The sequence below is a fragment of the Corynebacterium jeikeium genome (assembly GCF_028609885.1).
Lineage (GTDB): Bacteria > Actinomycetota > Actinomycetes > Mycobacteriales > Mycobacteriaceae > Corynebacterium > Corynebacterium jeikeium.
Genome location: NZ_CP063195.1, coordinates 761,425 through 783,859 on the forward strand (window position 1 = coordinate 761,425; position 22,435 = coordinate 783,859).

Below are 22,435 nucleotides of genomic sequence, written 5' to 3' on the forward strand. Positions count from 1 at the left end.
AGGGAAGAGTTTAGAGCACGCGCAGTGGCAGGCGGAGGGCGGCCGGGGCGTCGTCCGGAACGATTGGGTTGTTCGGCTGCACAGGGTTGATGCGGCGGTAGCCCTCGGACTGCGGCGGGCGCGGGTCGGCCTCGCCCTTGTTCGGCCACATGGCGGCGGCGCGCTCGGCATTCGCGGTGATGGACAGGGAGGGGTTCACGCCCGGGTTCGCGGTGATGGCGGAACCGTCGGTGATGAACAAGCTCGGGTAGCCCCAAGCGCGGTGGTAGGGGTCCACCACGCCGTGCTCGGGCGAGGAGCCGATCACGCAACCGCCCAGGAAGTGCGCGGTCAGCGGGATGTTGAAGACCTCTGACCATACGCCGCCAGCAACACCCTTCGGCAGCATCTTCGCCAGGATGCGGGTGGCTGCGTTGCCCTCGGGGATCCAGGAGGGGTTTGGCTCGCCGGTGCCCTGTTCGGAGCTCAGCATGTTGAACGGGCCGATCTTGCGCAGGAACGTACGCAGGGAGTTATCGCGGGTCTGCATCACCAGGTTGATGACGGTACGCTGCGACCACTTGTTTAGGTTCACCAGGCGAGGGATCGCCTTGTATTGCAGGAAGATTTGCTTGATGAACTCCAGGAAACGGGGCTGTAGCTTATCGCCGTCGGTCATGAGGGTCTGCAGCAGGCCCATCGCGTTGGAGCCCTTGCCGTAGCGCACCGGCTCGATGTGCGTATCCGGGGCGGGGAAGTAGGAGGAGGTGATGGCCACGCCCTCGGAGAAATCCATGTCGGGGGAGTAGGTCGAACGGTTCGCACCCAGCAGCGCCTCGGAGTTCGTGCGGGTGAGGTGGCCCAGCTTGTCCGACAGCTTCGGCAGGTTGCCGTTGGCCTTCTGGCGGTGCAGCAGGTTCTGAGTGCCCCAGGTGCCCGCGGCGACGACGAGGTTATCTGCGGTGAAGGTGCTGGTCTGCGGGTTGCGCTTGGTGATCGGCCCGGTCTGCTTGGCCTGCACCGTCCAGGTGGTGCCATCGAAGGTGATGTCGGTGACGGTGGTGCGGTCGTGGACTTTCGCCCCGCCCTTCTCGGCCAGGTATAGGTAGTTCTTCAGCAGGGTGTTTTTCGCACCGTGGCGGCAGCCGGTCATGCACTCGCCGCACTCGTGGCAAGCGGTGCGATCGGGGCCAACGCCACCGAAGTATGGATCCTTCACAGTCTCACACGGCTTACCTTCGAGCCCGACCTTTTCTCCAAAGAAGACTCCGACGGGCGCCATGCGGAATGTGTCGCCCACGCCCATCTCCTCGGCAACCTTCTTGGAGTACACGTCGGCGGGGGTCATGGTGGGGTTCTCCACCACGCCGAGCATCTTTTGGGCTTGCTGGTAGTAGGGGGTCAGCTCGTCTTCCCAGTCGGTGATGGTGTTCCACTGCTTGTCGTTGAAGTATGCCTCGCCCGGCTGATACAGCGTGTTCGCGTAGTTCAGCGAGCCGCCGCCCACGCCCGCGCCAGCGAGGATCATCACGTCCTTGAGCAGGTGGATGCGCTGGATGCCGTACAGGCCGATCTGCGGCATCCACAGGAAGTCCTTGAGGTGCCAGGAGTTCTTGGCAAACTCTTCATCCTTGAATCGGCGGCCGGCCTCGAGGATGCCGACCTTGTACCCCTTCTCCACCAGGCGCAGAGCGGTGGTGGAACCGCCGAAGCCGGAGCCGATGATCAGCACGTCGTAGTGGGTAGATGCGTTTCCGGTTGTCGACGAGGCAGCTTGCGGAGCAGCCTGCGCGTTGGCCTGCGAGTCAGTCATGGGAGTGGTCCTTCGTGTTAGTGCAGTGTGACGTAGATCCTATTTTGAACACGTTAGTGCTCGGCTCTGCCGCGGTGTGTTGTTTGTAGAAAATAGGTTGTGGCGCATCGCCGCTCTAGGACTAAAAGGGGTCGCTGCGGGGTTGTACTAGCATGTGGCTATGGCTAAGGGCAGGATTCCGGAGCGGGACATCGAAGCAATTCGAGAGCAGACCCCCATCGAAGAAGTAGTGGGGGAGTATGTGCAGCTCAAACCGGGTGGCGTCGATTCCATGAAGGGTCTTAGCCCCTTTAAGGACGAAAAGACTCCCTCGTTCCACGTCCGCCCGAACCACGGTTATTTCCACTGTTTTTCCACGGACCAGGGCGGTGACGTTTTCAAGTTCCTCATGCTGATGGAACACATGTCCTTCCCTGAGGCCGTGGAGGCGTGCGCCGAACGCATCGGCTACCGCATCAACTACGAGGGCGGCCGGCCTGGCAATCGGGAGGAGCCCGGCACGCGGCGCAGGTTGGTCGCCGCGAACAAGGCGGCCTTTGAGTTCTACCGTAAGGAATTTCTTGGTGACGCCGAAGGCGCGGACGTTGCTCGCAACTTCCTGATCGAGCGCGGTTTCACCATGGAACACGCCGAACAGTTCGGCTGCGGGTATGCACCGGCCGGATGGGATCGGTTGACCAAGCACTTGCAGCAGAAGGGCTTTACGTTCAAGGAGATCGAAGCGGCGGGTCTGGGCCGTATGGGGAAGCGCGGTCCGATCGACCGGTTCCACCGCCGCCTTTTGTGGCCGATCCGTTCCGTCAGTGGGGACGTGATCGGCTTCGGCGCCCGCAAGCTCTTCGACGACGACAAGCTGGGCAAGTACCTGAATACGCCGGAGACAATGCTGTACAAGAAGTCGAAGGTGCTGTTCGGCATTGACCAGGCGAAGCGGAACATCGTGGCCAAGCACCAGGCTGTGGTGGTGGAGGGCTACACGGATGTGATGGCCATGCACGCCGCCGGAGTGGATACCGCGGTGGCCGCGTGTGGCACGGCCTTCGGTGCGGAGCACCTGTCTGCGCTGCGGAGGTTCATGCTGGACGACCAGTTCTTCCGTGGAGAGATCATCTACACCTTCGACGGTGACGAGGCCGGGCAGAAGGCGGCCATGCGTGCCTTCGAGGGCGACCAGCAGTTCTCTGGACGCAGTTATGTGACGGTCGCGCCGGGCGGGCAGGACCCGTGCGATGTGCGCATCAAGCGCGGCGATGCGGCCGTGCGCGAGCTGGTGGCCTCCCGCATTCCGATGTTCGAGTTCGTGATCCGCACTCTCATCGCGGACTACGATACGGCCAGCATCGACGGGCGCGTGCACGCCCTGCGGCGCATCGTGCCAGTGCTGGCGGGGATTAAGGACGACGCGTTGCGGGACGAGTACGCCCGCCAGGCCGCAGGCTGGGTCGGCTGGGATAACCCGAACGACGTGCTGGATCAGGTGCGCAAGGAGGCGCGGAAGTCCGGCGGGCAGCGGCCGAAGCTGGAGTTGAAGACCGGCGTCGGTCCTGCTGGCGCTGGCGGCGCTGGGGCCGGTGCGGGCTCGGCTGGCGCGGGTAGCGCAGGCACAGGAAGTGGGGGCGGCCCCAACCTGCATGTGGTCAAGGGCATGGAGCGCCCGAACCCGAACGACGACTACCTGGAAGGCCCCCGCGAGGTCATGAAGCTGGCTTTGCAGGAACCACAGCTGGCTTCCACCATCTTCGACCTCATGCCCCCGGAGAGCTTCGTGCACCCGACATACGTGGCGATGGCTGAGGCTGTGGCGTCATTAGGTGGGGCGGCGAACAGCAACGGTGGGGCCGGATGGATCGAAAGAATCGCGGCACAGATGAAGGACCCGATGGGGGCGGCGGTGGTCTCCGAGCTGGCGGTGGAGGACCTGCATTGCCTGCCGGAGAGGCTGCCGTACTATGCGGATGCGATTATGGCGCGGATGCAGGAACGTTGGGTGGGCAGCGAGATTGCGGACATGAAGTCCCGGATGCAGCGTATGCGCCCCGACCTGCAGAAAGAGGAGTATAACGCGCTGTTTGCGGATGTGATTGCGTTGGAGAAGTACCGCCGCTCGCTGCACGAGCGGGCCTCGGACTTCGGCGACTTTACGCGCTAGGAAAACCGTTTGGAGAACTACGCGCTAACGCTTCTTCTTAATTCAAACCCTGTAGCGCCACTCGATCGCGGTTCCATCGGTCAGCATAAGTGGCCGAAGTTCGTCATCGTCCCCGACTTCGAATACCTCCGACTAACCAAGTTGGGCGAGGACTCCTGGGCACAAACGTTCACCGTTGACGAGCTACCCGACCGTATTGATCAACTGATCTTCCTCGCTGGACAAGAAACCATCACCACAGACGAAGAGTAAACCTCCCCTCCACACATCCAGGATGATTTCATCCCCCAGTCACCAATTTTCCTTTCAAAGGAAACCTCTGGTGCTACTGTCAGATCTAACCACTCACCGCAGCGAAAGATGACCACCATGGCTCGACCATCGCGCACCATCTCAGCCCTCCTTTTCCCGCCATCCTCAGCATCGGTTTCGCCCCGGTTGCGCAGACCCAACCTGCTCAGGCACCAACAGTCACTAATGCTCCTACCGATAACAACGCCGATCAAGTTGCGCCCGGACACAGGTTCTCCAATGAATAAACATGGCATCGAGGCAACTATTTCACTAGCTCAGAAAATGGCCGCTACTAGGGGGTGGGATGAAGATAGTGAATACCTCCAGCCACGGGCCGTTCCCATCGCGGACGTAGTTGGAGACTTCATGAAGCCCTCAGAGGATTTCAGCGTGGAACTTAAAGGAACCATCTGGCTCGACACATACTCTGATTCGAAAGCATTTACATTACTAGCTTCGCCCTTAACCAGCCTGTTTGAATACACCATTGAGGGGCGCGATCCCCGTTCAAACCTTGATCTACTCCCGACGCCTTGGTCAAACCCTCACCACGGTTCTACGCAGGGTAACCGCACCTACGTTCCAAGAGGCGATATGCACACTCCGCCCTCGTTGGTGTTCTTCCAAAGACTTCCAATATGGGGGCAGATCAACAGCTCTTCACCAGAACGCCTAGTTCCCACCGAGGCGTGGTATCTACCAATTGGATTTACCATCGTTCGATGCACATCTCTCGATGGTTTCAGTGCAACGGACATGATTATTGACCACTGGGGCCGCTACCTTGTCTTTTATAGGCAAGTCGTCAACGAAGAAAAGGTAGTGGAAATGCGTGTCACCCAAGCGCAGCGTAAACAAGACCCGCGAAACAGTCCTTTAGTTCGCAACTATTAGTCGCTTAAATTCTTTCACCCGCAGGTAGTCCAAAGCACCTCTTTTCAAGTTTCGATTGTTTCGTGATCCGGCGCTTTGCGGCCGTCTCGTGTGGAGGCGCTGTCGCGGTACTACGCCCGCAATGTGTGGCGTGATACACCGAGGAGCTCACCGACTTCCTCGTAGGCGCGTTGCAGTGAGCAGGACTCCAAGCGGACCATTTCGATGATCTGATGGACCGCCTTCTCCTTAAACTCGACGGAATACTTTCTGGGCAAAGTGCCTCATCCTTCCTTACCTGAGGTAGGAACTAAACCCAGGATGATTCAAACGTCCTTACGCACCCCAATAGCCCGGTTGCGGGCAAGGAATACTCGTTCTGTTGTTATAAAACTTATATCCTTGCCATATTGCGCGGTCAGCCTTCGGAGTTTGTCAACGCCCAACCGCGGGCTGCTTCACGGCGCTTCCAGAAGTGCTGATAAATACCAGGAACACCGTAAAGTTCGTCATGTGTCCCCACCTGGCTGACCTGACCATGGCTACCCAGTACCACGATTTGATTCGCAGATTGAATGGTATCAAGTTTGTGGGCAATTACAATGAAGGTAGAGTCTGCGCGCAGGGCTTCCATAGAAGCCAGAATGTTCGCTTCGTTTTCGGCATCAAGGGCTGAGGTAGCCTCGTCGAATATTACGATGGGGGCATTCTTTAGTAGTGCACGGGCTACCGATACCCGCTGGCGCTCGCCACCGGAAAGGAGCCGGCCGCCTTCGCCCACCGGGGATTGCCAACCGAGTCGTCGGGCAATCGGGGTTACACCAGCAAGATCGGCAGCATGATAAACTTCTTCGTCGGTAGCATCGGGGCGGCCAACGCGGATATTGGCGATTAGCGAATCATCGAACAGATAAATGTCTTGGAAAACCATGGATAATTTGGACATTAACTGTTCCGTGCCCAACTGGCGAATGTCAACCCCATCGACGAATACAGTACCGGAATTGACATCCCAGAAGCGGGAAATTAATCGGGCAATGGTGGTCTTACCGGAGCCAGACGGGCCAACAATTGCAGTGACGGTTTGTGGTGGAACCTTAAAACTCACATCGTTTAGCACATTTTTCTTATCGTAGGCGAAGGTAACATTGCTAAGTTCCACACTGCCGGAGCCATCACCTGGGGTTGGTTCTGTCGGCTCTGGCAGGGACGGGGAATCGGTAATCGCCGATGTTTCGACAATGGCCACGCGCCCGACGTCCAGAGCTACATAGGCATTGCCAACCTGCTCCAATGAACGGGTAAACCGCAAACTAATACCGATCACGGCAACGGTTTCTAGTGGTGACATTGCCCCATCGATAGCCAAACTGGCAACTATAGTAATGAACGAGACGATGAATGCCTGTACTACTAAGCCATTGAGTAGCAATGCGAATGTGGATTGCCATAGTTCGCGTACCCGTGCTTTGTGATCGTTTTCTAGTGCTTCGTGGAGTAAACTGAAGTTTTCAGAACGACCTGCCGCGCGAAGTGCCGGTTGGCGACTGGCAAATTCGACGACTCTATTGGAGAGCGCTTTATTCGCTGGAAGTGCCCGATCGGTAGCTTTTTCACGAATCCAACCTGACAGCTGCATGATGGCTAGGGAGAAGGGGGCAATAACCAGAAAGATCAGGCCCAAGCGCGGATTCCAAATCCACGCACCGACCAGTAGCGTAATCAGTGCTGCACCATCACGGAAAATAGTGCCTTGTTGATGGGCGATTACCTCACCGGCAGCCATGTAGCGTTCCGATACTAGGCGAGACAATCCACCTGTTTTCGACGGGCCGAACCATCCGAGGGGAAGGTTAGCGAGTTTATCGCCGATCACCTGGTGAGCAGTGCGTAGAAAGTCCAGCACTGTGTGATAGGAGAACATGGTGGAGAAAAACCGCAGTACAAAGGCTATAACTGCGATGGCTAGCAATGTCCACAGCCAGGGGGTAATAGGGGAGCCGGCAACAAGTGCTTTCGTTAGCGGTACTAGCACGAGGATCGCAAGGCCGTCGAGGAGGCCGATGAGCAAGGATAGGAATACAAACCATTTACTGAGGCGCTGCCCCTGTGGAGTTAGCAATTTGGCTAGGCCACGTAGAAGTAGTGGATCATGCAGACGCGAACGGGTTGACTTCGATGGTGCATTAGACATTGGTAGCCTCCTTGACAGGATCAAGCTCGATTACTTGGTCGGCACCCTTAACGGACTCTGGTTTGTGTGCGATGACCAGCACAGTCTTATCTGCTACAAGTTTGGTTAGCGCCGCTTGAATTTCCGCCTCACAATCGGGATCTGTAGCCGCGGTGGCCTCATCGAGAATCAGGATGACTGGGTCGGCCACAATCGCCCGGGCAATAGAAATGCGTTGTTGTTGACCACCTGATAAGAAAGTTTCGTCGCTGACAATGGTGTCCAGCCCAGCTGGTAACGCGCGAATATCTTCGGCGATGTGTGCGGCCTCTGCGGCTTGCCAAATTAGTTCATCGGAGGCATCGGGCTTAGATAAGCGAATATTATCGCGAATGCTGGTGCGCAGTAGATATGGATCCTGCAGTACGAAGGCAACAGTGCGGTAGAGACTGGCAAAGGTTAACTCGCGAATATCGATACCGTCGATGGTGACCTGGCCGGAATCCGGATCCTGGAACCGCGCCAGCATTGTGGCTGCGGTGGATTTACCAGAACCAGAAGGCCCGATGAGTGCGGTCACGGTGCCGGGTTCCAGTGTTGCGTTGAAGTTATGCAGAACCGGGTGGGTGGAATCATAAGCAAAGCTCACATCGTGGAACGCCACCTTCAAGTCGCGCTTGTCGGTGACTAACTCAGTAGTTCCCTCTTTTACTAGGGGAATGTTCATGACATCATCTAGACGCCGTGCAGCATTACCGGCTAGCTGATAAGCCCACATCATCATACCAACGGTTTGAATAGTCCCTGGAATAATCAATGCGATGAGGGTTGTGGCAATGACCTCTGCCACAGTTACTTTGCCAGCATTGATGAGTAATACACCACCGCCGACATTAATGATGAGGATGACCGGTACGGCAATGACGGATTCAGAAATAGCACTGAAACGCAGCAATGGTTTTACCCACTCGTAGTAAAAATCAGCGAATCGGAATGCTGCATCCCGGTAGCGAGCATGAGCTTTACCAACGGTTCCGAAAGCCTTCACTACAGAAATTCCTTCAGTGAATTCCACGGCAGTGGCAGAAACCTTAGCGAGGAGGTCATCCATTTCGGCGGTTTTGGTTCCCATATCCTTCATGGAATAGGCCTGTATAGCTAGGTAAATGGGTACTGTGGTGATTGAAAGTAAACCCAGTCGCCAATCGAGAATGAAGGCATACACTAATAGTGATAGGGGAGTCACAATCGCAGCGATCCGTTCGACAGGTGCGTGAGCGGTGAGAGTGTGCAAGGTTAATGTGTCATCCTCAACGGCTTTGCGAACCTTACCGGAAGTGGTCTGGCTAAACCATGCCAACGGTGCTTGAGAGATACGATCTACGATCTTGCGCCGGTTAATGCCAACCAGTTTTGCATCTGCTAAGTGGGTGGTGAGAAGCGCTAAAAAGTATAGGAACAACTGCCCCAAAAAAGCAGTAATAAGCCACTGTGCGATTTTTCTGACATGGACCACATCTCCATCAAACAGTGCATTGCCCATTGCTACTAGTGCAACATAAGGCGCCACGGCGAGTACTGAGGACAGTAATGCGAGGAATTGTGCACCATAAATTATTGGTTGCACGGGGGAGAGGAGTTTCTTCAGGGCGACTTGGCCAGCTTTATACCTATCGCGGGCAGCATCAGCCAAGGAAGAATTCTGTTTTTCTTCTTTTACATTGTCCATGTCAGATATTGCTTTCTATTGTTTCGTTGTCATCATTCATGTCAATGATTCGGGTTGCAGATTCGCTAGTGTACTAAAGGTAGCCTAACCTTATCTTTCTCTTGTTTTGTGTGCAAGGGCCTGACCCCCGATGCGTCTACTATCCGGAGGTCAGGCCCGAAGTCAGCGACCCACCACTGATCAGGTCGCTGAGCCTGGGACCAGGCCCGTTGAATACGATCCGGGAAACGCTGCGCGGTGGGATCAGCAATGGTGGTACGCGTGGTCTTACGTCGGAGCACCCCCGCGATTCCAAGGATCTTCATAAGGTGCTGCACCTGGTCACGGCCGATGTTCCAACCAGCCCGGTGGGCGGCTTTCCATAGTTTGCGTCGCCCGTAGACCCGCCGATTAGCCACCCATAGCTCAAACAGCCGGTGCGCGGCATACGCCTCGTCTAGCTCAGCGGCGGTGGGACCGAAACCACGGGACTGGAAGCGGTAAAACGTTGCAGGTGAAATGGTGTATTCATGCTCGTTGAGCACGCGGCATGCCCGCTCGATGGAATACAGGTGCCGGTGAGTGCGGAGGAAATCTACAATCACTTCAGTTTGCGGTCGAGCTCCGCCTGAGCGAAAAAAGCTGAGGCCAGTTTCAAAATTTCATTGGCTTCTTTAAGCCTGGCGTTTTCTTTGCGCAGGGTGATAAGTTCCGCGTCTTTTTCTGCAGCGGATTGCTCAACGGCCACGACTGTCTTCTTCTCTTCCACACGTACCCAGTTGCGGATAGTGGATGTTTTGATACCGATGACCGCTTCGACGGCGCGAAGCGCGGCTGCCTTGGATTCGGCACCGTCAGCAAGCTCCTCGAAATTGAAGCGTCCTGGGTTTAGTTCCTACCTCAGCTTAGGAAGGATTGAACTATGCCTAGAAAGTATTCCGTTGAGTTTAAGGAGAAGGCGGTCCATCAGATCATCGAAATGGTTCGCCTGGAGTCCTGCTCACTGCAACGTGCCTACACGGAAGTCGGTGAGCTGCTTGGAGTATCTCACCACACGTTGCGGGCTTGGTACCGTGACAGCGCTTCAGTACGTGATGACTCTGACGCGTCAGGCGGCGAGACAATGGAAGAAGAGCTCGAGCGTCTGCGCCGAGAAAGCCGCGAACTAAAAAGAGCAAACGGGATTCTTAAGACTGCTTCGGCTTTTTTCGCAGCGGAACTCGACCGACCCACGACCAAATGATCTCCTACATCGACACATATAAGGATCAGTTTGGGGTCGAGGCCATCTGCCGAGTCCTTAAACAAGCAGATCGTGGATTCATCACCTCACGCGGCTACCGCAAAGCCACCACACGTGTTCCCAGCGCAAGGGCCTTAAGCGACAGCCTTCTCATCCCAGAGATACAACGTGTGCATGCGCAGAATTTCTCGGTCTACGGCATCCGCAAAATGTGGCACGCGATGAACCGTGAAGGCCTTCATATCGGCCGCGACAAAACCGCTCGATTAATGAAACTAGCAGGTGTTTGCGGCCGCAGACGTGGACGAACCCCCGTGACAACGACTAGCCCGAAGGCACCGGATTATCGCCCAGACCTAGTACAGCGAAACTTCCGTGCACAAGCACCAGGAAGGCTGTGGGTTGCCGACATTACTTACGTTCGCACCCTGTCAGGATTCGCCTACACCGCGTTTGTCGTGGATGTCTACAGCCGAAAGATTGTTGGTGTTGCTACACGCTCGACGATGCGTACCGATGCGCTGCCCATGGAGGCTTTGGAGCATGCGTTAACGACTGCAGGGCGAATCCATGGAAACCAACTGATTCACCATAGCGATCGGGGCAGCCAGTACGTGTCACTGAAGTATTCCACCGCTCTCGCGGAATCCGGAATCCGGCCGAGTGTCGGAACAGTCGGAGATTCTTATGACAATGCTCTAGCTGAGACCGTCAACGGTCTCTACAAGGCGGAACTGATTCATGCCCAAGGCCCGTGGACATCGGTCGGAGAAGTCGAACTGGCCACCTTGCGGTGGGTGCATTGGTGGAACACTAAGCGGCTTCACGAAGCTTTGGACTACGCCACCCCACAGGAAGTAGAAACCGAGTACTATCTCACCCAGCCCATCAACACAGGGGCATAAAAGAAGCGGAACTAATCCCAGGACGCTTCAGTTCGCCGCACACAGCGATAGTTCCTACTTTCTCGTAATTGCGTAGGAGGTATCGTACCCACAAGCCGTGTTCATTTAAAGGGGTTCTTTGGCGCCCTCTTGGGCGATTCAATGCGGTCATTTGGGTGCGCATCATCCGCCTCGACGATGGTGTGGCCCTCGCCTAGGGAATCGCGGGTGGAGCGGTTCAGGTCGCGCACCTCGTGCATGCGCGGCTCCGGATCCAGGCGGTTGGCCAGAGCCTTACGGCCGGAACGCACAACGGCCTTGGTGATGTCCGAGTTCACTGCGGACTGGTAGCCGCGGCGGATCTGCTCATAGCGGCGGCGGCCGGCCTTCGTGCCCATCAGGTAACCCGCGGCGGCTCCGACGACGAGCTGAATCATGGTGGCTCCTTGGTTTCTTGCCTTGGTTGCTGCATTAATGCCGTTAGTGCCCCAATCCTACGCGAAGCTCCCGACGGCGCCGAACGGGGTGCTGGGCCCGACACCGCCCAGCGCTGCCTGGTGCTGGGCCCGACGCCGCCCAGCTCTGGCCGGCTGCCGCTTTTCTGAACCGCCCGTACAGTGGGTGACATGACTACCACTGTGAAAGCTGTAATTTCCCGCGCAAAGAACGACCCCGTCGAGCTGACCGACATCGTGATCCCCGATCCGGGCGAAAATGATGTGATCGTCCGCATCCAAGCTTGCGGCGTATGCCACACCGACCTGGCCTACCGCGATGGCGGCATTACGGACGACTACCCGTTCCTGCTGGGCCACGAGGCCGCTGGTGTGGTCGAGCAGGTAGGCGACCGCGTGACGCACGTGGAGGTCGGCGACTATGTGGTGCTGAACTGGCGCGCCGTGTGTGGCCAGTGCCGCGCCTGCAAGAAGGGCGAGCCGAAGTACTGTTTCGATACTCACAATGCGTCGAAGAAGATGACACTCGCCGACGGCACTGAGCTGGAGGCTGCTCTGGGCATCGGCGCCTTCGCTGAAAAGACGCTGGTCCACGAAGGACAGTGCACCAAGGTGAACTCCGAGGCCGACCCTGCGGTCGCGGGTCTGCTGGGATGTGGCGTCATGGCCGGTCTCGGCGCCGCAGTGAACACCGGTGAGGTCAAGCGCGGCGAATCCATCGCCGTCATCGGTGTAGGTGGCGTGGGCATGGCCGCGATTGCCGGTGCGGCTGTTGCGGGTGCGACGAAGATCATTGCTATCGATATTTCTGACGCCAAGCTCGCCCGCGCCAAGGAAGAGTTCGGCGCTACCCACACGATCAACAGCTCGGGGCTTTCGGACGATGAGCTGGTGGAGAAGGTCCAGGAGATCAACGGTGGATTCGGCGTGGACGTAGCGGTGGACGCCGTGGGTCTGCCGCAGACGTACAAGCAGGCCTTCTACGTGCGCGACCTGGCTGGCCGCGTGGTGCTGGTGGGTGTGCCGACTCCGGACATGACCCTGGAGCTGCCATTCCTGGATGTGTTTAGCCACGGTGGTGCGCTGAAGTCGTCCTGGTACGGCGATTGCCTGCCGGAGCGCGACTTCCCGATGTACGTGGACTTGTACCAGGAGGGCCGCTTCCCGCTGGATCGCTTCGTGGACGATCGCATCAGCATCGATGGCGTGGAAGATGCCTTCGAGAAGATGAAGCAGGGCAAGGTTCTGCGCTCCGTGGTGGAGTTCAAGTAAGCAAGCGCGAGAGATAGAAGCCCGAGAGATACAAGAGGAAGCATGAGCGAGCAGAAGTTCGAAAACCCGCAGATCGAGCAGTTCGAGACCTCCGGCAAGTTCCGCCTGGATGGCGGCGAGTGGGACGTGGACAACAACGTCTACCTGCTGGTTAACGGTGACAAGTGCATCGTGGTGGATCCGGCGCACGACGCGCAGGCGGTGATCGACCACGTGGGGGGCCGCACCGTGGAGGCGATCCTGCTGACCCACGCGCACAATGACCACTGCGAGCTGGCGCCGGAGCTTGCTGAGAAGTGGGGCGTAAAGGTCTACCTGCACGAGGACGACCGGATGCTGTGGGAGGAATCCAACGGCGACGCGCCGTTTACCCCGATCGACGTGGAGGATCCGCTCTGGGCGGAGTGGAGTGTGCGCCTGTACCACACGCCGGGACACTCGCCGGGTTGCATCGTGGTGGAGGTTCCGGGGCAGCATGCGCTGCTGTCCGGCGACACGCTGTTCAACGGTGGGCCGGGTGCGACGGGGCGGAAGTACTCGAGCTTCCCGAGGATCATTGAGTCTCTGCAGTCCAAGGTGTTTATCCTGCCGCACGATTTGAAGGTGTACCCCGGCCACGGCGATACCACCACGGTGGGCGCTGAGGCTGCGCGTATCGAGGAGTACATCGAACGTGGATACTGATACCCCCTAAGGGTATACTGGGGGCATGGCTGTAATAGATCTTGATATCACGGGCATGACCTGCGCCTCCTGCGCTAACCGCATCGAAAAGAAGCTGAACAAGCAGGAGGGCGTGACCGCCACCGTCAACTACGCCACGGAAAAGGCGCACATCGAAACGGAGGAGGGGGCGGCTTCCGACGCGGACTCCTACATCGCCATCGTGGAGAAGCTCGGCTACGGCGGCAGCGTGCCTAAGCCGGAGAAGCCCGCCGGCGACGACCCCGCCGCCAAGGAGCTGCGCGGCCTGAAGCGCCGCCTAGTGGTCGCCGTCGTGCTGGCCACCCCGGTGATCCTGCTGGCGATGATCCCGCCGCTGCAGTTCGACTACTGGCAATGGGCCAGCTTTGCCCTGGCGACCCCGGTGATTCTGTGGGCGGGGTGGCCTTTCCACAAGGCCACGTGGGTGAACCTGAAGCACGGTGCGGCGACGATGGATACCCTCATCACCGTCGGCACCTCGGCGGCCTATCTGTGGTCGTTGTATGCGCTGTTCTTCGGCCATGCGGGTGAGCCGGGCATGCGCCACGGCTGGTCCATCCTGAACCATGCGGGCGACCCGATGGGGGACATCTACTTCGAGGTCGCCGCGGGCGTGGTGACCTTCGTGCTGGCGGGTCGGTACTTCGAGAAGCGCTCCAAGCAGCGCGCGGGGGATGCCATCCGTGCGCTAACGGACATGGGCGCCAAGCAGGTCACCGTGCTGCGGGAAGGCACGGACGGCGCTGGTGCAGGTGTGCAGGAGCAGCTGATTCCCATCGAGCAGCTGCAGATCGGCGACCGCTTCCTGGCCCGCCCTGGCGAGAAGATCGCCACGGATGGCCGCATCCTGGACGGCACGTCCGCCATCGATCAGTCCATGCTCACCGGCGAGTCCGTGCCCGTCGATGTTGGCCCCGGCGACGAGGTCGCGGGTGCCACCATCAACACCTCCGGCCGCCTGGTTGTGGAGGCCACCCACGTGGGCGAGCAGACGAAGCTCGCGCAGATGGCGAAGCTGATCGACGAAGCCCAGTCCGGCAAGGCCGACGTGCAGCGCCTGGCCGATAAGGTCTCCGGCATTTTCGTTCCGGTCGTCATCGCGATCGCGCTGATTACGCTGCTGTTCGCGGGCTTTAGCAATGCGGTCGCGGTGCTGATTATCGCGTGCCCCTGCGCCCTTGGTTTAGCGACGCCCACAGCCCTGCTGGTTGGCACGGGTCGCGGGGCCGAACAGGGCATTCTGATTCGCGGACCCGAGGTTTTGGAGGGCGCGCACGCCATCACCACCGTTGTGATGGATAAGACCGGCACGGTAACCACGGGTACCATGCGGGTAGTCGACGTGCAGCCGACAGGCGGCACCCGCGAGGAGGTGCTGCGCGCCGCTGCGGCGGTAGAGGCGTACTCGGAGCATCCCATCGGCCGAGCCATTGCAGAGGCCGGCCGGGAGGAGATCGGCGGCCTGCCGGAGGTCTCCGGATTTAGGAACCTTCCTGGACACGGCGTGGAGGGAACCGTCGAGGGCCAGGTGATTCGGATTGGCCGTGGGGACGAGGGGGCGTCCACAAATAAGGCAACCACAGTCAATGTGAGCGCGGATGGGCGGGCGATCGGCACCATCAGCGTGGCCGATACGGTGCGCCCCACCAGTGCCGAAGCGGTGCGGAAGATGCATGAGATGGGGCTGAAGACTGTGCTTCTGACCGGCGATAATCAGCAAGTGGCGGACGCCGTGGCGCGCGAGGTTGGCATCGACGAGGTGATTGCCGGGGTGATGCCGGAGGACAAGGTGGCGCACATCCGCTCGCTGGAGAACGTGGCGATGGTCGGCGACGGCGTGAACGACGCGGCGGCGCTGGCGAGCGCGGACCTGGGCATCGCGATGGGTTCCGGCACGGACGCGGCGATTGAGGCGGCGGACATTACCGTGATGCGCGACGATCTGCTGGCCGTGGCGGATGCGCTGCGGCTGGCGCGCAAGACGCTGCGGACGATCAAGATGAACCTGTTCTGGGCGTTTGCCTACAACGTGGCGGCGATCCCGCTGGCCGCATTCGGGCTGCTGAACCCGATGCTGGCCGGTGCGGCGATGGCGCTGTCCAGCGTGTTTGTGGTGAGCAACAGCCTGCGGTTGAAAGGATTCAAATAATGCACGGGTACTTGAGTGATAAGGAGCGCTACCTGGCGCGGCTGAAGCGGATCGAGGGGCAGGTGCGCGGGCTGCAGCGGATGGTGGATGAGGAGCAGTATTGCATCGACATTCTCACGCAGGTCACTGCGCTGCAGTCTGCGCTGAAGGGCGTGGCGCTGGGGTTGTTGGACGACCATATGAACCACTGCGTGCGGCACGCCGCGGAGGCCGGGGGAGAGGAAGCCGAGGAAAAGCTGGCGGAGGTATCCCAGGCCGTGAAACGGCTGGTTCGGTAGGTTGCTGGGGTGCGGGGGCGCAGGGGCTGCGCTACAGGTGGTCGATGGCGTACTGGGCCTGGTCGTCGGTGAAGCCGGAGTTAGTCTTTAGCATCTCGAGCAGCTCTTCCTCGGGTAGGGGAGAGCCTGTTTCGTTGAGCTTGCGCGCGCAGTTGAGAGCCTGCTGATTCCAGTCGGGATCGAGCTTTTCGATGGCCGTGGTGATTTGATCGTCGGAGTAGCCCTGGAGCTGCAGGTTCTCGCGCAGGCCCTTTTCGGAGAGGTTGAATTTGAGGGCGGTCATGGCGGCATCGTTGGCTTGCCGCTGGGTTCTGGGAGCGTCGGTTGGCTGGGCGATGGCCGTGCTCTCAGTGGATTCCATGGCGGTGCTGCCGGTGGCCTCGCTTTCGGACGTGGGGTATTGGTTGAGCTCGCTTTGTGGGGCATTGGATGCCTTGACAGGCGCGTTGGCCGGCTCCGTGGCCGGTGCCGTGGTCGAAGTGCTGTCTGGACGCTGGTGCGCGGAGGCTGCAGCGGGTTGCGTATTGATGCTGTGGCTGTGCTCTTTGCTGTTGGCTACGTGCCAGATCGCAGCGACGAGGATGCCGACCAGGACGATGGCGCCGATGAAGATCAGTGCGAGGCGGCCGTTGATGGGGTCTTGGAGGGATTCTTTCTGGGGAGTGTTGTCGGGGGAGGGCATCTAACTAAAGTCCTGGTACTCGTTGCTGGGTGCGTGTTGGGTACTTGCGGGCGACGTGCGCGGCGCCTGTGTGGGAGGCGAAGGCACAAAGCCCGGTCGTAGTAGTAGATGCGGCAGGGAGGTGTTTTGTTTCCGCGGGGGTAGGTGAGTTTAGGAGTCCTCTATTCGGCGCCCGTTGGCAAAAACACTCGCCAATGTGACCAAATCAAATCCAGCAATAATGCTTGCGCTGATTACGTATCCCAAAAAGGCTAAGTAGCCACAAAGGACTAGGACTGCGATTACTGCGGTGAGGAGAACGGGGTCGTTTCGGAGCTGCTCAGAGCTGATGCTCGTACCAATGCTGCGTTGAGTGAAGTCTTCGGCGCTGGAGGTGGCATTAGGCTTTGCATGCGGCGGTACGTCGCGGCGCCCTGTAGATCGAGGATGCTGCCCACTCCCGTCAGGAACGCCCGGCGTTTGCTGGGGTTCGTGGTCGTCATGGTTCATTACCTTACCCTTCTGAGCTCGCTTGGTGAATACTTGTGGTGGTTGAGAACAGGTGTGAGTGTAAGGCAACGACAAGACAAGTCAGCACATAATCGAGTATTAGTTCGATTACGTGGCGAAGTTTTGAAGGTTATAGCGCTTCCGCTCCAACGCGGCAAACCCCGATCTTCTGCGTAGTGCAGCCGATCGGGGCTTGTAAGTTGCTCCCCCAACTGGGCTCGAACCAGTGACCTTTCGATTAACAGTCGAATGCTCTGCCAACTGAGCTATAGGGGATTAAGTTGTGCGAGCTTGGGAGTTAATTCCCTTGCCCTGTGCAACGAGATCATACTCTATATGCCAACGGTGCAAACAGACAAATCGGCTGTTCAGGGGCACATTTCTGAGGGGTAGTTAGGGGTGCGGTAGGGATTCGATGTATCGAAAGCGGGGTATATGAGTGCCCGCGCCGGGCGGTGTGGTTGAATCTTTTGTGAGCAAGCCGCTCAGTTGGAGTGGCTTGGCTTTGCTGGGGCTATAGCTCAGTCGGTTAGAGCCGCGGACTCATAATCCGCTGGTCGCGGGTTCGAGCCCCGCTAGCCCCACAAGATTACGGGAAAGGGCATGCCGGAAGGGGTGCTATGTTCGCCGTCTGACTGGAATGCTTCCTGTCTGGCGCTTTTCCAGATGATGTCTAATGACGCCGTCACTCCAACAAATGTCGCCCTCAAAGCAGCTGGGAAGGTTCGGCGCGCCATGGTTCACATTCACGAGGGCGGCCACTTTGACCCGTACGTGGAGCCTCTGTTCTCGGAGATTATTGAGGAGCAGCTAGCTTTCCTGCGGAAAGAGGTTTCGGTGGGAGGCGCCCTAGCGTAGGATTCTTAGAGATGAGGTAGCGGGTAGCCGAAGTTAGTTACAATCACGTTTTTAGCTACCGTGCGGTAAAGCGGAGAGGATCGTAAGATGCGTGCGGATCCCTCGATGGATGTATTCGAAGAATTTCTTTCCCGTTATGGAGAGCAGTTCGTCACTGCAGGGATTGACCACGCCTTTACTCCCGCCTTAGGGGGAGAATTCGAATATGCACTCGAGAGTGCGGTCTACTACTCGGTCGAAGGTGGTGTGTTTATCGCGCCTGACATGTTGGATAAGATCCTCGATCTCTTTTCACCTGGCAGTAACCCAGGCGAATGCTTACGGAGTTTCCTAAAGGAACATCGTCCTGATTATGTGAGAGTATCAGAAGATCAGTAACCACGATCTTTTCAATTTAGTTTCGTTTCTTTCTATTGAATTTCTTTGCTGTTAAGCATTGAATAGAAAGCTTTCTTCATTTTGGAGGTCGTCCCGCCTTTCAGGAGCGGTGAATGCTGGTGATCCGTGGAAATCGCGTCAAGATAGCACTCCCTGAGGCTAATCCCCGCTGGCGCGGGGAGCACCAGGAACAAGCCTTCTTCCACTGGGACCTGGACGGCTCATCCCCGCTGGCGCGGGGAGCACTGTGTGAACCTACATAACGGCAACCGGATCGACGGCTCATCCCCGCTGGCGCGGGGAGCACTCATGGCACTCTCTGACACTGAACAGCGCGAACGGCTCATCCCCGCTGGCGCGGGGAGCACGTCTTAAACACGTTCGCCGCCGCGCTCCCCTCCGGCTCATCCCCGCTGGCGCGGGGAGCACCTGACACTGGCCACCCCGCCGCACTCAAACACCGGCTCATCCCCGCTGGCGCGGGGAGCACGCGCGACGAGTCCAATCAAGTGCTGAGCGTTGCGGCTCATCCCCGCTGGCGCGGGGAGCACCCTAGGGAGGTGATGACATGGCAGATCGAAAGAGGCTCATCCCCGCTGGCGCGGGGAGCACTCCGCCGAAGAGCTGCCGCACTTCTCGATCGGCGGCTCATCCCCGCTGGCGCGGGGAGCACGACCGGAGCGCCGGGTTAATCACACCGTACGCAGGCTCATCCCCGCTGGCGCGGGGAGCACAGAGCCTTACGCGCCTCCGCTAGCGCCTTCTCCTGGCTCATCCCCGCTGGCGCGGGGAGCACCCAGAATTCCCAGAAGCCACAGCCTTCTGGTACGGCTCATCCCCGCTGGCGCGGGGAGCACACCGTGGCGGGTTTTTATCCCGGTTGCGTTCCAGGCTCATCCCCGCTGGCGCGGGGAGCACCCAGAATTCCCAGAAACCACAGCCTTCTGGTACGGCTCATCCCCGCTGGCGCGGGGAACACTTCTCGTCACCATCGCCAAGCGCGTCAGTAGTCGGCTCATCCCCGCTGGCGCGGGGAGCACATCTCGCGGCGTAGTCGGTCACCGGGCGTGCCCGGCTCATCCCCGCTGGCGCGGGGAGCACGTGTTTCGACGCGATATGGGGTTGCAGCACTCAGGCTCATCCCCGCTGGCGCGGGGAGCACATCTTGCCGATGGACTCCTTAAAGCTTTTAGCCGGCTCATCCCCGCTGGCGCGGGGAGCACCCAACTCCAAAACCTTCACCTTCACCGAAAAACGGCTCATCCCCGCTGGCGCGGGGAGCACACCTCATCCAAACCTCAATCGACCACGGATGCCGGCTCATCCCCGCTGGCGCGGGGAGCACTGGCTACCTACACGGCTGAACTACTACATCGGCGGCTCATCCCCGCTGGCGCGGGGAGCACCTGCCGAGGGTACTAGGGGCGTAGCGGTCGACCGGCTCATCCCCGCTGGCGCGGGGAGCACACTTTCAAGGGGTTGCGCGACGGGCTAGATACCGGCTCATCCCCGCTGGCGCGGGGAGCACCCCCGCACACCACCAGGGTCACCCTTATCGCCCGGCTCATCCCCGCTGGCGCGGGGAGCACGTCGATGGCGTTTGCGGAGCAGGCGCGGAAGACGGCTCATCCCCGCTGGCGCGGGGAGCACGGCCACACAGCACCGGGGCCACCGTAACGCTGCGGCTCATCCCCGCTGGCGCGGGGAGCACATTAAGGAGATGGTGGAGAAGGGGTGGGCGGACGGCTCATCCCCGCTGGCGCGGGGAGCACCGGAACCCGTCGATGCCGGTTTGGATCGTTTGCGGCTCATCCCCGCTGGCGCGGGGAGCACATTAAAGAGATGGTGGAGAAGGGGTGGGTGGACGGCTCATCCCCGCTGGCGCGGGGAGCACAGCTTCTTGCCTTCCTTGCGGGTGATCGCGTCCGGCTCATCCCCGCTGGCGCGGGGAGCACTCCTTCGGGATGCGGCGCAGTTCATCCCGCACTGGCTCATCCCCGCTGGCGCGGGGAGCACCAACCTTCACCGCACCCCATAACCCCGGCCTCGGGCTCATCCCCGCTGGCGCGGGGAGCACGAGCAAGCCCGCGAGGACAAGGCAGGCCGCTACGGCTCATCCCCGCTGGCGCGGGGAGCACTGCGTGAGGTTAAGCCGAAGGTCTTTAAGACCAGGCTCATCCCCGCTGGCGCGGGGAGCACCGCGCCCAGCGCAGGGGCGATAACCCTATACACGGCTCATCCCCGCTGGCGCGGGGAGCACCGACCGTCCGCCGTCACCACCCACCCCTTGCCCGGCTCATCCCCGCTGGCGCGGGGAGCACTGCACCTACATCACCTCTAAGGCCACGGTGGTCGGCTCATCCCCGCTGGCGCGGGGAGCACGCATTCTTAATGCCCTCCCATGCAGCCGTGGCCGGCTCATCCCCGCTGGCGCGGGGAGCACCTACAAGCTCGGTGGAGGAGAAGATTAGGGCGAGGCTCATCCCCGCTGGCGCGGGGAGCACCCCTTAACCTTGTCTGTGAGGCCGTCGATAGCCGGCTCATCCCCGCTGGCGCGGGGAGCACCCCAATATGTCAACGCGCGAGACAATACGCTCCGGCTCATCCCCGCTGGCGCGGGGAGCACCTCAAGCTCATCGGCGAGTTCGCGGTGGTCGCCGGCTCATCCCCGCTGGCGCGGGGAGCACACTCTCTGAGCTGTGGTTCTTTGAGCCGTTGGGCCAATTCTACTTCAGCTTGTTTTCACCACCGCCTACCGGACTAGCGAACGATCACCGACGCTTTACCTCCTCCGCGCATTACTCCATCCGCGCCGCCTCGTCGAAGCTGCCCGGTTGTTGGGGCGCGTAATCAAGTTCACCCCATCGAAATCAGTTGGAACCCAGTTATGCCGGTGAGTCTTGAAATCAAAGCCCTGCTCGTTTGCTGCCTGGAACACCATGATCGCTCGGCCATCATTCACCAGGTCGCATGTTCGCTCCCACACCTGGTCGCGCACCCTGGCACTGGGGCGCCCTACGAACACACCTGGAGAAATCTCCAACAGCCACCTTGTGAGGTCACCGCGAAGACCCGCAGGACATGCAGATACAACCAAGACCATCATCTGATTGGCCCATCGTCTGACCAATTGCGTTTGGAAGCCACGACCTCCAAGTCCGACCACAACACCAGCTCAGCATCAATATTTTGAGCCTCGGAGCTCATCTCCATTAGGAACATCAGATCCCGAATCATGGTCGGTATAAGGTTCTTCTTCACCACATAATCGCGGATCACCCTCCGAATGTTCACATCGGCGGTCAGCTCGTTCTCCGCAACTGCATCAAACGCCGCTGGAATCGAAATCTCGGCCTTGTACAGATCCGCAATGTCGTAAACAAAAGCCCGTTCCGTGCCTTGGTGAATTACGCCTAAAGAGGGAATGAACCCCAACGACGCGATGACCGCATGAGCCACCCCGTATAGGGCTGCATTCGCCGCCGTCAGGGTTCGGTTAATCGGGTCGCCACTGGAAAAACTCTGCGGATCATACATCCGCTTCTTCCATGGCACTCCCGTGCGCTCGGCCTCCGCTAGGTAGACCTTCTTCATCCGGGATCCCTCGCGACCACGTAGCTGCGCCATTGTCGCACGTGAAATATCTTCGCCAGGGAAGCGCATGGCGTACATCTGTCTGGCACAGAAAAGCCTGCGGCGCTGGTTGCTTACTATTGACGCCTGCGCCTCCGCCGCTGCCGAAGAATTCGATAGCGAACGGCCGGATGCGTAGTAGCGCACGCCCTTTTCTCCAACCCATACGACAGAAACCCCGGAGTCTCCCAGAAGAGCCATCGCCGCATATGTCACCTTCGTACCGGGGCCAAGCAGTAGGGCCGCAATACTTGCCGCAGGTACATGGGTGATGCCGCGTTCATCTGCGAAGGTAACTGCGTTGTTGTCACGATTGACCACGCATCGCTCGGCGTACAGAAAGGAAATCCGATCCTGCACGCGCGGAAGGATCGGACGATCCATGGGTGACTTTGAGGGGTGCGGCGCCATAGCTCAGGC

General features: G+C 59.4%; 20 protein-coding genes, 2 tRNA genes, 1 pseudogene and 1 CRISPR repeat array. Of the genes and pseudogenes, 11 read left to right on the forward strand and 12 right to left on the reverse strand.

All coding sequences use genetic code 11. From position 1 onward, the window contains the following. Positions 1 to 10 precede the first annotated feature (10 nt). Positions 11 to 1,792, reverse strand: a complete 1,782-nt coding sequence (locus CJEIK_RS03315) for a GMC oxidoreductase (protein ID WP_005296282.1) — start codon at positions 1,790 to 1,792, stop codon at positions 11 to 13. 160 nt (positions 1,793 to 1,952) lie between these two features. On the opposite strand from CJEIK_RS03315, the gene dnaG reads away from it, so the two are divergent. The 3 genes from dnaG to CJEIK_RS03330 all read left to right on the forward strand — a co-directional run bounded on the left by dnaG (position 1,953) and on the right by CJEIK_RS03330 (position 5,129). After that, complete coding sequence (dnaG, locus tag CJEIK_RS03320; protein ID WP_005296279.1) at positions 1,953 to 3,941, forward strand: DNA primase; 1,989 nt, start codon at positions 1,953 to 1,955, stop codon at positions 3,939 to 3,941. Between the two features lie 9 nt (positions 3,942 to 3,950). Beyond that, positions 3,951 to 4,193, forward strand: coding sequence for a type IIL restriction-modification enzyme MmeI (locus CJEIK_RS03325; protein ID WP_005296277.1), 243 nt, complete (start codon positions 3,951 to 3,953; stop codon positions 4,191 to 4,193). 279 nt (positions 4,194 to 4,472) lie between these two features. Next, positions 4,473 to 5,129: a hypothetical protein gene (locus tag CJEIK_RS03330; RefSeq protein WP_005296276.1), complete on the forward strand. Its 657-nt coding sequence runs from the start codon at positions 4,473 to 4,475 to the stop codon at positions 5,127 to 5,129. Positions 5,130 to 5,242: 113 nt separating this feature from the next. Here the strand turns inward: CJEIK_RS03330 and CJEIK_RS03335 are convergent. The 5 genes and pseudogenes from CJEIK_RS03335 to CJEIK_RS03355 all read right to left on the reverse strand — a co-directional run. Then, a pseudogene (locus CJEIK_RS03335) lies at positions 5,243 to 5,386 on the reverse strand (IS3-like element IS3501 family transposase); the annotation flags it as partial. A 140-nt stretch (positions 5,387 to 5,526) separates the two neighbouring features. Further along, positions 5,527 to 7,302 (reverse strand): ABC transporter ATP-binding protein, encoded by a 1,776-nt coding sequence (locus CJEIK_RS03340; protein WP_034965234.1) that lies wholly within the window; start codon positions 7,300 to 7,302, stop codon positions 5,527 to 5,529. Further along, positions 7,295 to 9,010, reverse strand: a complete 1,716-nt coding sequence (locus CJEIK_RS03345) for an ABC transporter ATP-binding protein (protein ID WP_005296270.1) — start codon at positions 9,008 to 9,010, stop codon at positions 7,295 to 7,297. Before CJEIK_RS03345 ends, CJEIK_RS03340 begins: the two co-directional genes overlap by 8 nt. Before the next feature lie 65 nt (positions 9,011 to 9,075). After that, positions 9,076 to 9,594 (reverse strand): IS3 family transposase, encoded by a 519-nt coding sequence (locus tag CJEIK_RS03350; RefSeq protein ID WP_005296268.1) that lies wholly within the window; start codon positions 9,592 to 9,594, stop codon positions 9,076 to 9,078. Next, complete coding sequence (locus CJEIK_RS03355; protein ID WP_005296265.1) at positions 9,591 to 9,758, reverse strand: transposase; 168 nt, start codon at positions 9,756 to 9,758, stop codon at positions 9,591 to 9,593. Before CJEIK_RS03355 ends, CJEIK_RS03350 begins: the two co-directional genes overlap by 4 nt. Before the next feature lie 153 nt (positions 9,759 to 9,911). Between CJEIK_RS03355 and CJEIK_RS03360 the strand changes: the two genes are divergently transcribed. Further along, positions 9,912 to 11,137 (forward strand): IS3 family transposase gene (locus tag CJEIK_RS03360; protein WP_111712228.1). Its coding sequence is split into 2 segments (ribosomal slippage): positions 9,912 to 10,191 and positions 10,191 to 11,137, totalling 1,227 coding nucleotides; the frame shifts between segments, so codons are not numbered across the junction. Between the two features lie 101 nt (positions 11,138 to 11,238). Here the strand turns inward: CJEIK_RS03360 and CJEIK_RS03365 are convergent. Further along, positions 11,239 to 11,553 carry a hypothetical protein gene (locus tag CJEIK_RS03365; RefSeq protein WP_005296256.1) on the reverse strand — a complete coding sequence of 105 codons (315 nt, stop codon included), beginning with the start codon at positions 11,551 to 11,553 and terminating at the stop codon, positions 11,239 to 11,241. 189 nt (positions 11,554 to 11,742) lie between these two features. On the opposite strand from CJEIK_RS03365, the gene CJEIK_RS03370 reads away from it, so the two are divergent. Genes CJEIK_RS03370 through CJEIK_RS03385 form a run of 4 tightly spaced genes read left to right on the forward strand, consistent with a single transcriptional unit; the run spans position 11,743 to position 15,975 of the window. Further along, the gene (locus CJEIK_RS03370) at positions 11,743 to 12,843 is read left to right on the forward strand and encodes an S-(hydroxymethyl)mycothiol dehydrogenase (RefSeq protein WP_005296253.1); all 1,101 of its coding nucleotides are present in this window, start codon (positions 11,743 to 11,745) and stop codon (positions 12,841 to 12,843) included. A 42-nt stretch (positions 12,844 to 12,885) separates the two neighbouring features. Then, a complete protein-coding gene (locus tag CJEIK_RS03375; protein WP_005296250.1) occupies positions 12,886 to 13,527 on the forward strand; it encodes an MBL fold metallo-hydrolase in 642 nt (213 codons plus the stop codon). Positions 13,528 to 13,552: 25 nt separating this feature from the next. Next, positions 13,553 to 15,697 carry a heavy metal translocating P-type ATPase gene (locus CJEIK_RS03380; RefSeq protein ID WP_005296247.1) on the forward strand — a complete coding sequence of 715 codons (2,145 nt, stop codon included), beginning with the start codon at positions 13,553 to 13,555 and terminating at the stop codon, positions 15,695 to 15,697. After that, positions 15,697 to 15,975, forward strand: coding sequence for a metal-sensitive transcriptional regulator (locus CJEIK_RS03385; protein ID WP_005296245.1), 279 nt, complete (start codon positions 15,697 to 15,699; stop codon positions 15,973 to 15,975). The genes CJEIK_RS03380 and CJEIK_RS03385 overlap by 1 nt, the downstream gene beginning before the upstream one ends. A gap of 31 nt (positions 15,976 to 16,006) precedes the next feature. On the opposite strand, the gene CJEIK_RS03390 is transcribed toward CJEIK_RS03385, so the two are convergent. The 3 genes from CJEIK_RS03390 to CJEIK_RS03400 all read right to left on the reverse strand — a co-directional run bounded on the left by CJEIK_RS03390 (position 16,007) and on the right by CJEIK_RS03400 (position 17,422). After that, positions 16,007 to 16,657 carry an Ltp family lipoprotein gene (locus CJEIK_RS03390; RefSeq protein WP_005296242.1) on the reverse strand — a complete coding sequence of 217 codons (651 nt, stop codon included), beginning with the start codon at positions 16,655 to 16,657 and terminating at the stop codon, positions 16,007 to 16,009. A 281-nt stretch (positions 16,658 to 16,938) separates the two neighbouring features. Then, a complete protein-coding gene (locus CJEIK_RS03395) occupies positions 16,939 to 17,139 on the reverse strand; it encodes a hypothetical protein (protein ID WP_155115500.1) in 201 nt (66 codons plus the stop codon). A 210-nt stretch (positions 17,140 to 17,349) separates the two neighbouring features. Further along, positions 17,350 to 17,422, reverse strand: a tRNA-Asn gene (locus CJEIK_RS03400). Between the two features lie 234 nt (positions 17,423 to 17,656). Here CJEIK_RS03400 and CJEIK_RS03405 point away from each other — a divergent pair. The 3 genes from CJEIK_RS03405 to CJEIK_RS03415 all read left to right on the forward strand — a co-directional run bounded on the left by CJEIK_RS03405 (position 17,657) and on the right by CJEIK_RS03415 (position 18,382). Then, positions 17,657 to 17,730 (forward strand) — tRNA-Ile (locus tag CJEIK_RS03405). Positions 17,731 to 17,812: 82 nt separating this feature from the next. After that, on the forward strand, positions 17,813 to 18,004 hold the full coding sequence (locus tag CJEIK_RS03410; protein WP_005296236.1) for a hypothetical protein: 192 nt from the start codon (positions 17,813 to 17,815) through the stop codon (positions 18,002 to 18,004). An 87-nt stretch (positions 18,005 to 18,091) separates the two neighbouring features. Further along, positions 18,092 to 18,382, forward strand: coding sequence for a hypothetical protein (locus CJEIK_RS03415; RefSeq protein WP_005296234.1), 291 nt, complete (start codon positions 18,092 to 18,094; stop codon positions 18,380 to 18,382). Positions 18,383 to 18,538: 156 nt separating this feature from the next. After that, positions 18,539 to 21,069: a CRISPR direct-repeat array (repeat unit 29 nt; unit sequence CGGCTCATCCCCGCTGGCGCGGGGAGCAC). Between the two features lie 95 nt (positions 21,070 to 21,164). On the opposite strand, the gene cas2e is transcribed toward CJEIK_RS03415, so the two are convergent. Together cas2e and cas1e are read right to left on the reverse strand one after the other, a co-directional pair. Beyond that, complete coding sequence (cas2e, locus tag CJEIK_RS03420; protein WP_077536150.1) at positions 21,165 to 21,488, reverse strand: type I-E CRISPR-associated endoribonuclease Cas2e; 324 nt, start codon at positions 21,486 to 21,488, stop codon at positions 21,165 to 21,167. After that, positions 21,485 to 22,426 (reverse strand): type I-E CRISPR-associated endonuclease Cas1e, encoded by a 942-nt coding sequence (gene cas1e / locus CJEIK_RS03425; protein ID WP_034965228.1) that lies wholly within the window; start codon positions 22,424 to 22,426, stop codon positions 21,485 to 21,487. The genes cas2e and cas1e overlap by 4 nt, the downstream gene beginning before the upstream one ends. Positions 22,427 to 22,435 lie beyond the last annotated feature (9 nt).

Bases quoted from the DNA above. Each gene is read 5' to 3' on its own strand.
- CJEIK_RS03315 (WP_005296282.1), bottom strand. From the start codon at position 1,792: ATGACTGACTCGCAGGCCAACGCGCAGGCTGCTCCGCAAGCTGCCTCG.
- dnaG (WP_005296279.1), top strand. From the start codon at position 1,953: ATGGCTAAGGGCAGGATTCCGGAGCGGGACATCGAAGCAATTCGAGAG.
- CJEIK_RS03330 (WP_005296276.1), top strand. From the start codon at position 4,473: ATGAATAAACATGGCATCGAGGCAACTATTTCACTAGCTCAGAAAATG.
- CJEIK_RS03340 (WP_034965234.1), bottom strand. From the start codon at position 7,302: ATGTCTAATGCACCATCGAAGTCAACCCGTTCGCGTCTGCATGATCCA.
- CJEIK_RS03345 (WP_005296270.1), bottom strand. From the start codon at position 9,010: ATGGACAATGTAAAAGAAGAAAAACAGAATTCTTCCTTGGCTGATGCT.
- CJEIK_RS03365 (WP_005296256.1), bottom strand. From the start codon at position 11,553: ATGATTCAGCTCGTCGTCGGAGCCGCCGCGGGTTACCTGATGGGCACG.
- CJEIK_RS03370 (WP_005296253.1), top strand. From the start codon at position 11,743: ATGACTACCACTGTGAAAGCTGTAATTTCCCGCGCAAAGAACGACCCC.
- CJEIK_RS03375 (WP_005296250.1), top strand. From the start codon at position 12,886: ATGAGCGAGCAGAAGTTCGAAAACCCGCAGATCGAGCAGTTCGAGACC.
- CJEIK_RS03380 (WP_005296247.1), top strand. From the start codon at position 13,553: ATGGCTGTAATAGATCTTGATATCACGGGCATGACCTGCGCCTCCTGC.
- CJEIK_RS03385 (WP_005296245.1), top strand. From the start codon at position 15,697: ATGCACGGGTACTTGAGTGATAAGGAGCGCTACCTGGCGCGGCTGAAG.
- CJEIK_RS03390 (WP_005296242.1), bottom strand. From the start codon at position 16,657: ATGCCCTCCCCCGACAACACTCCCCAGAAAGAATCCCTCCAAGACCCC.
- CJEIK_RS03395 (WP_155115500.1), bottom strand. From the start codon at position 17,139: ATGACGACCACGAACCCCAGCAAACGCCGGGCGTTCCTGACGGGAGTG.
- CJEIK_RS03410 (WP_005296236.1), top strand. From the start codon at position 17,813: ATGATGTCTAATGACGCCGTCACTCCAACAAATGTCGCCCTCAAAGCA.
- CJEIK_RS03415 (WP_005296234.1), top strand. From the start codon at position 18,092: ATGCGTGCGGATCCCTCGATGGATGTATTCGAAGAATTTCTTTCCCGT.
- cas2e (WP_077536150.1), bottom strand. From the start codon at position 21,488: ATGATGGTCTTGGTTGTATCTGCATGTCCTGCGGGTCTTCGCGGTGAC.
- cas1e (WP_034965228.1), bottom strand. From the start codon at position 22,426: ATGGCGCCGCACCCCTCAAAGTCACCCATGGATCGTCCGATCCTTCCG.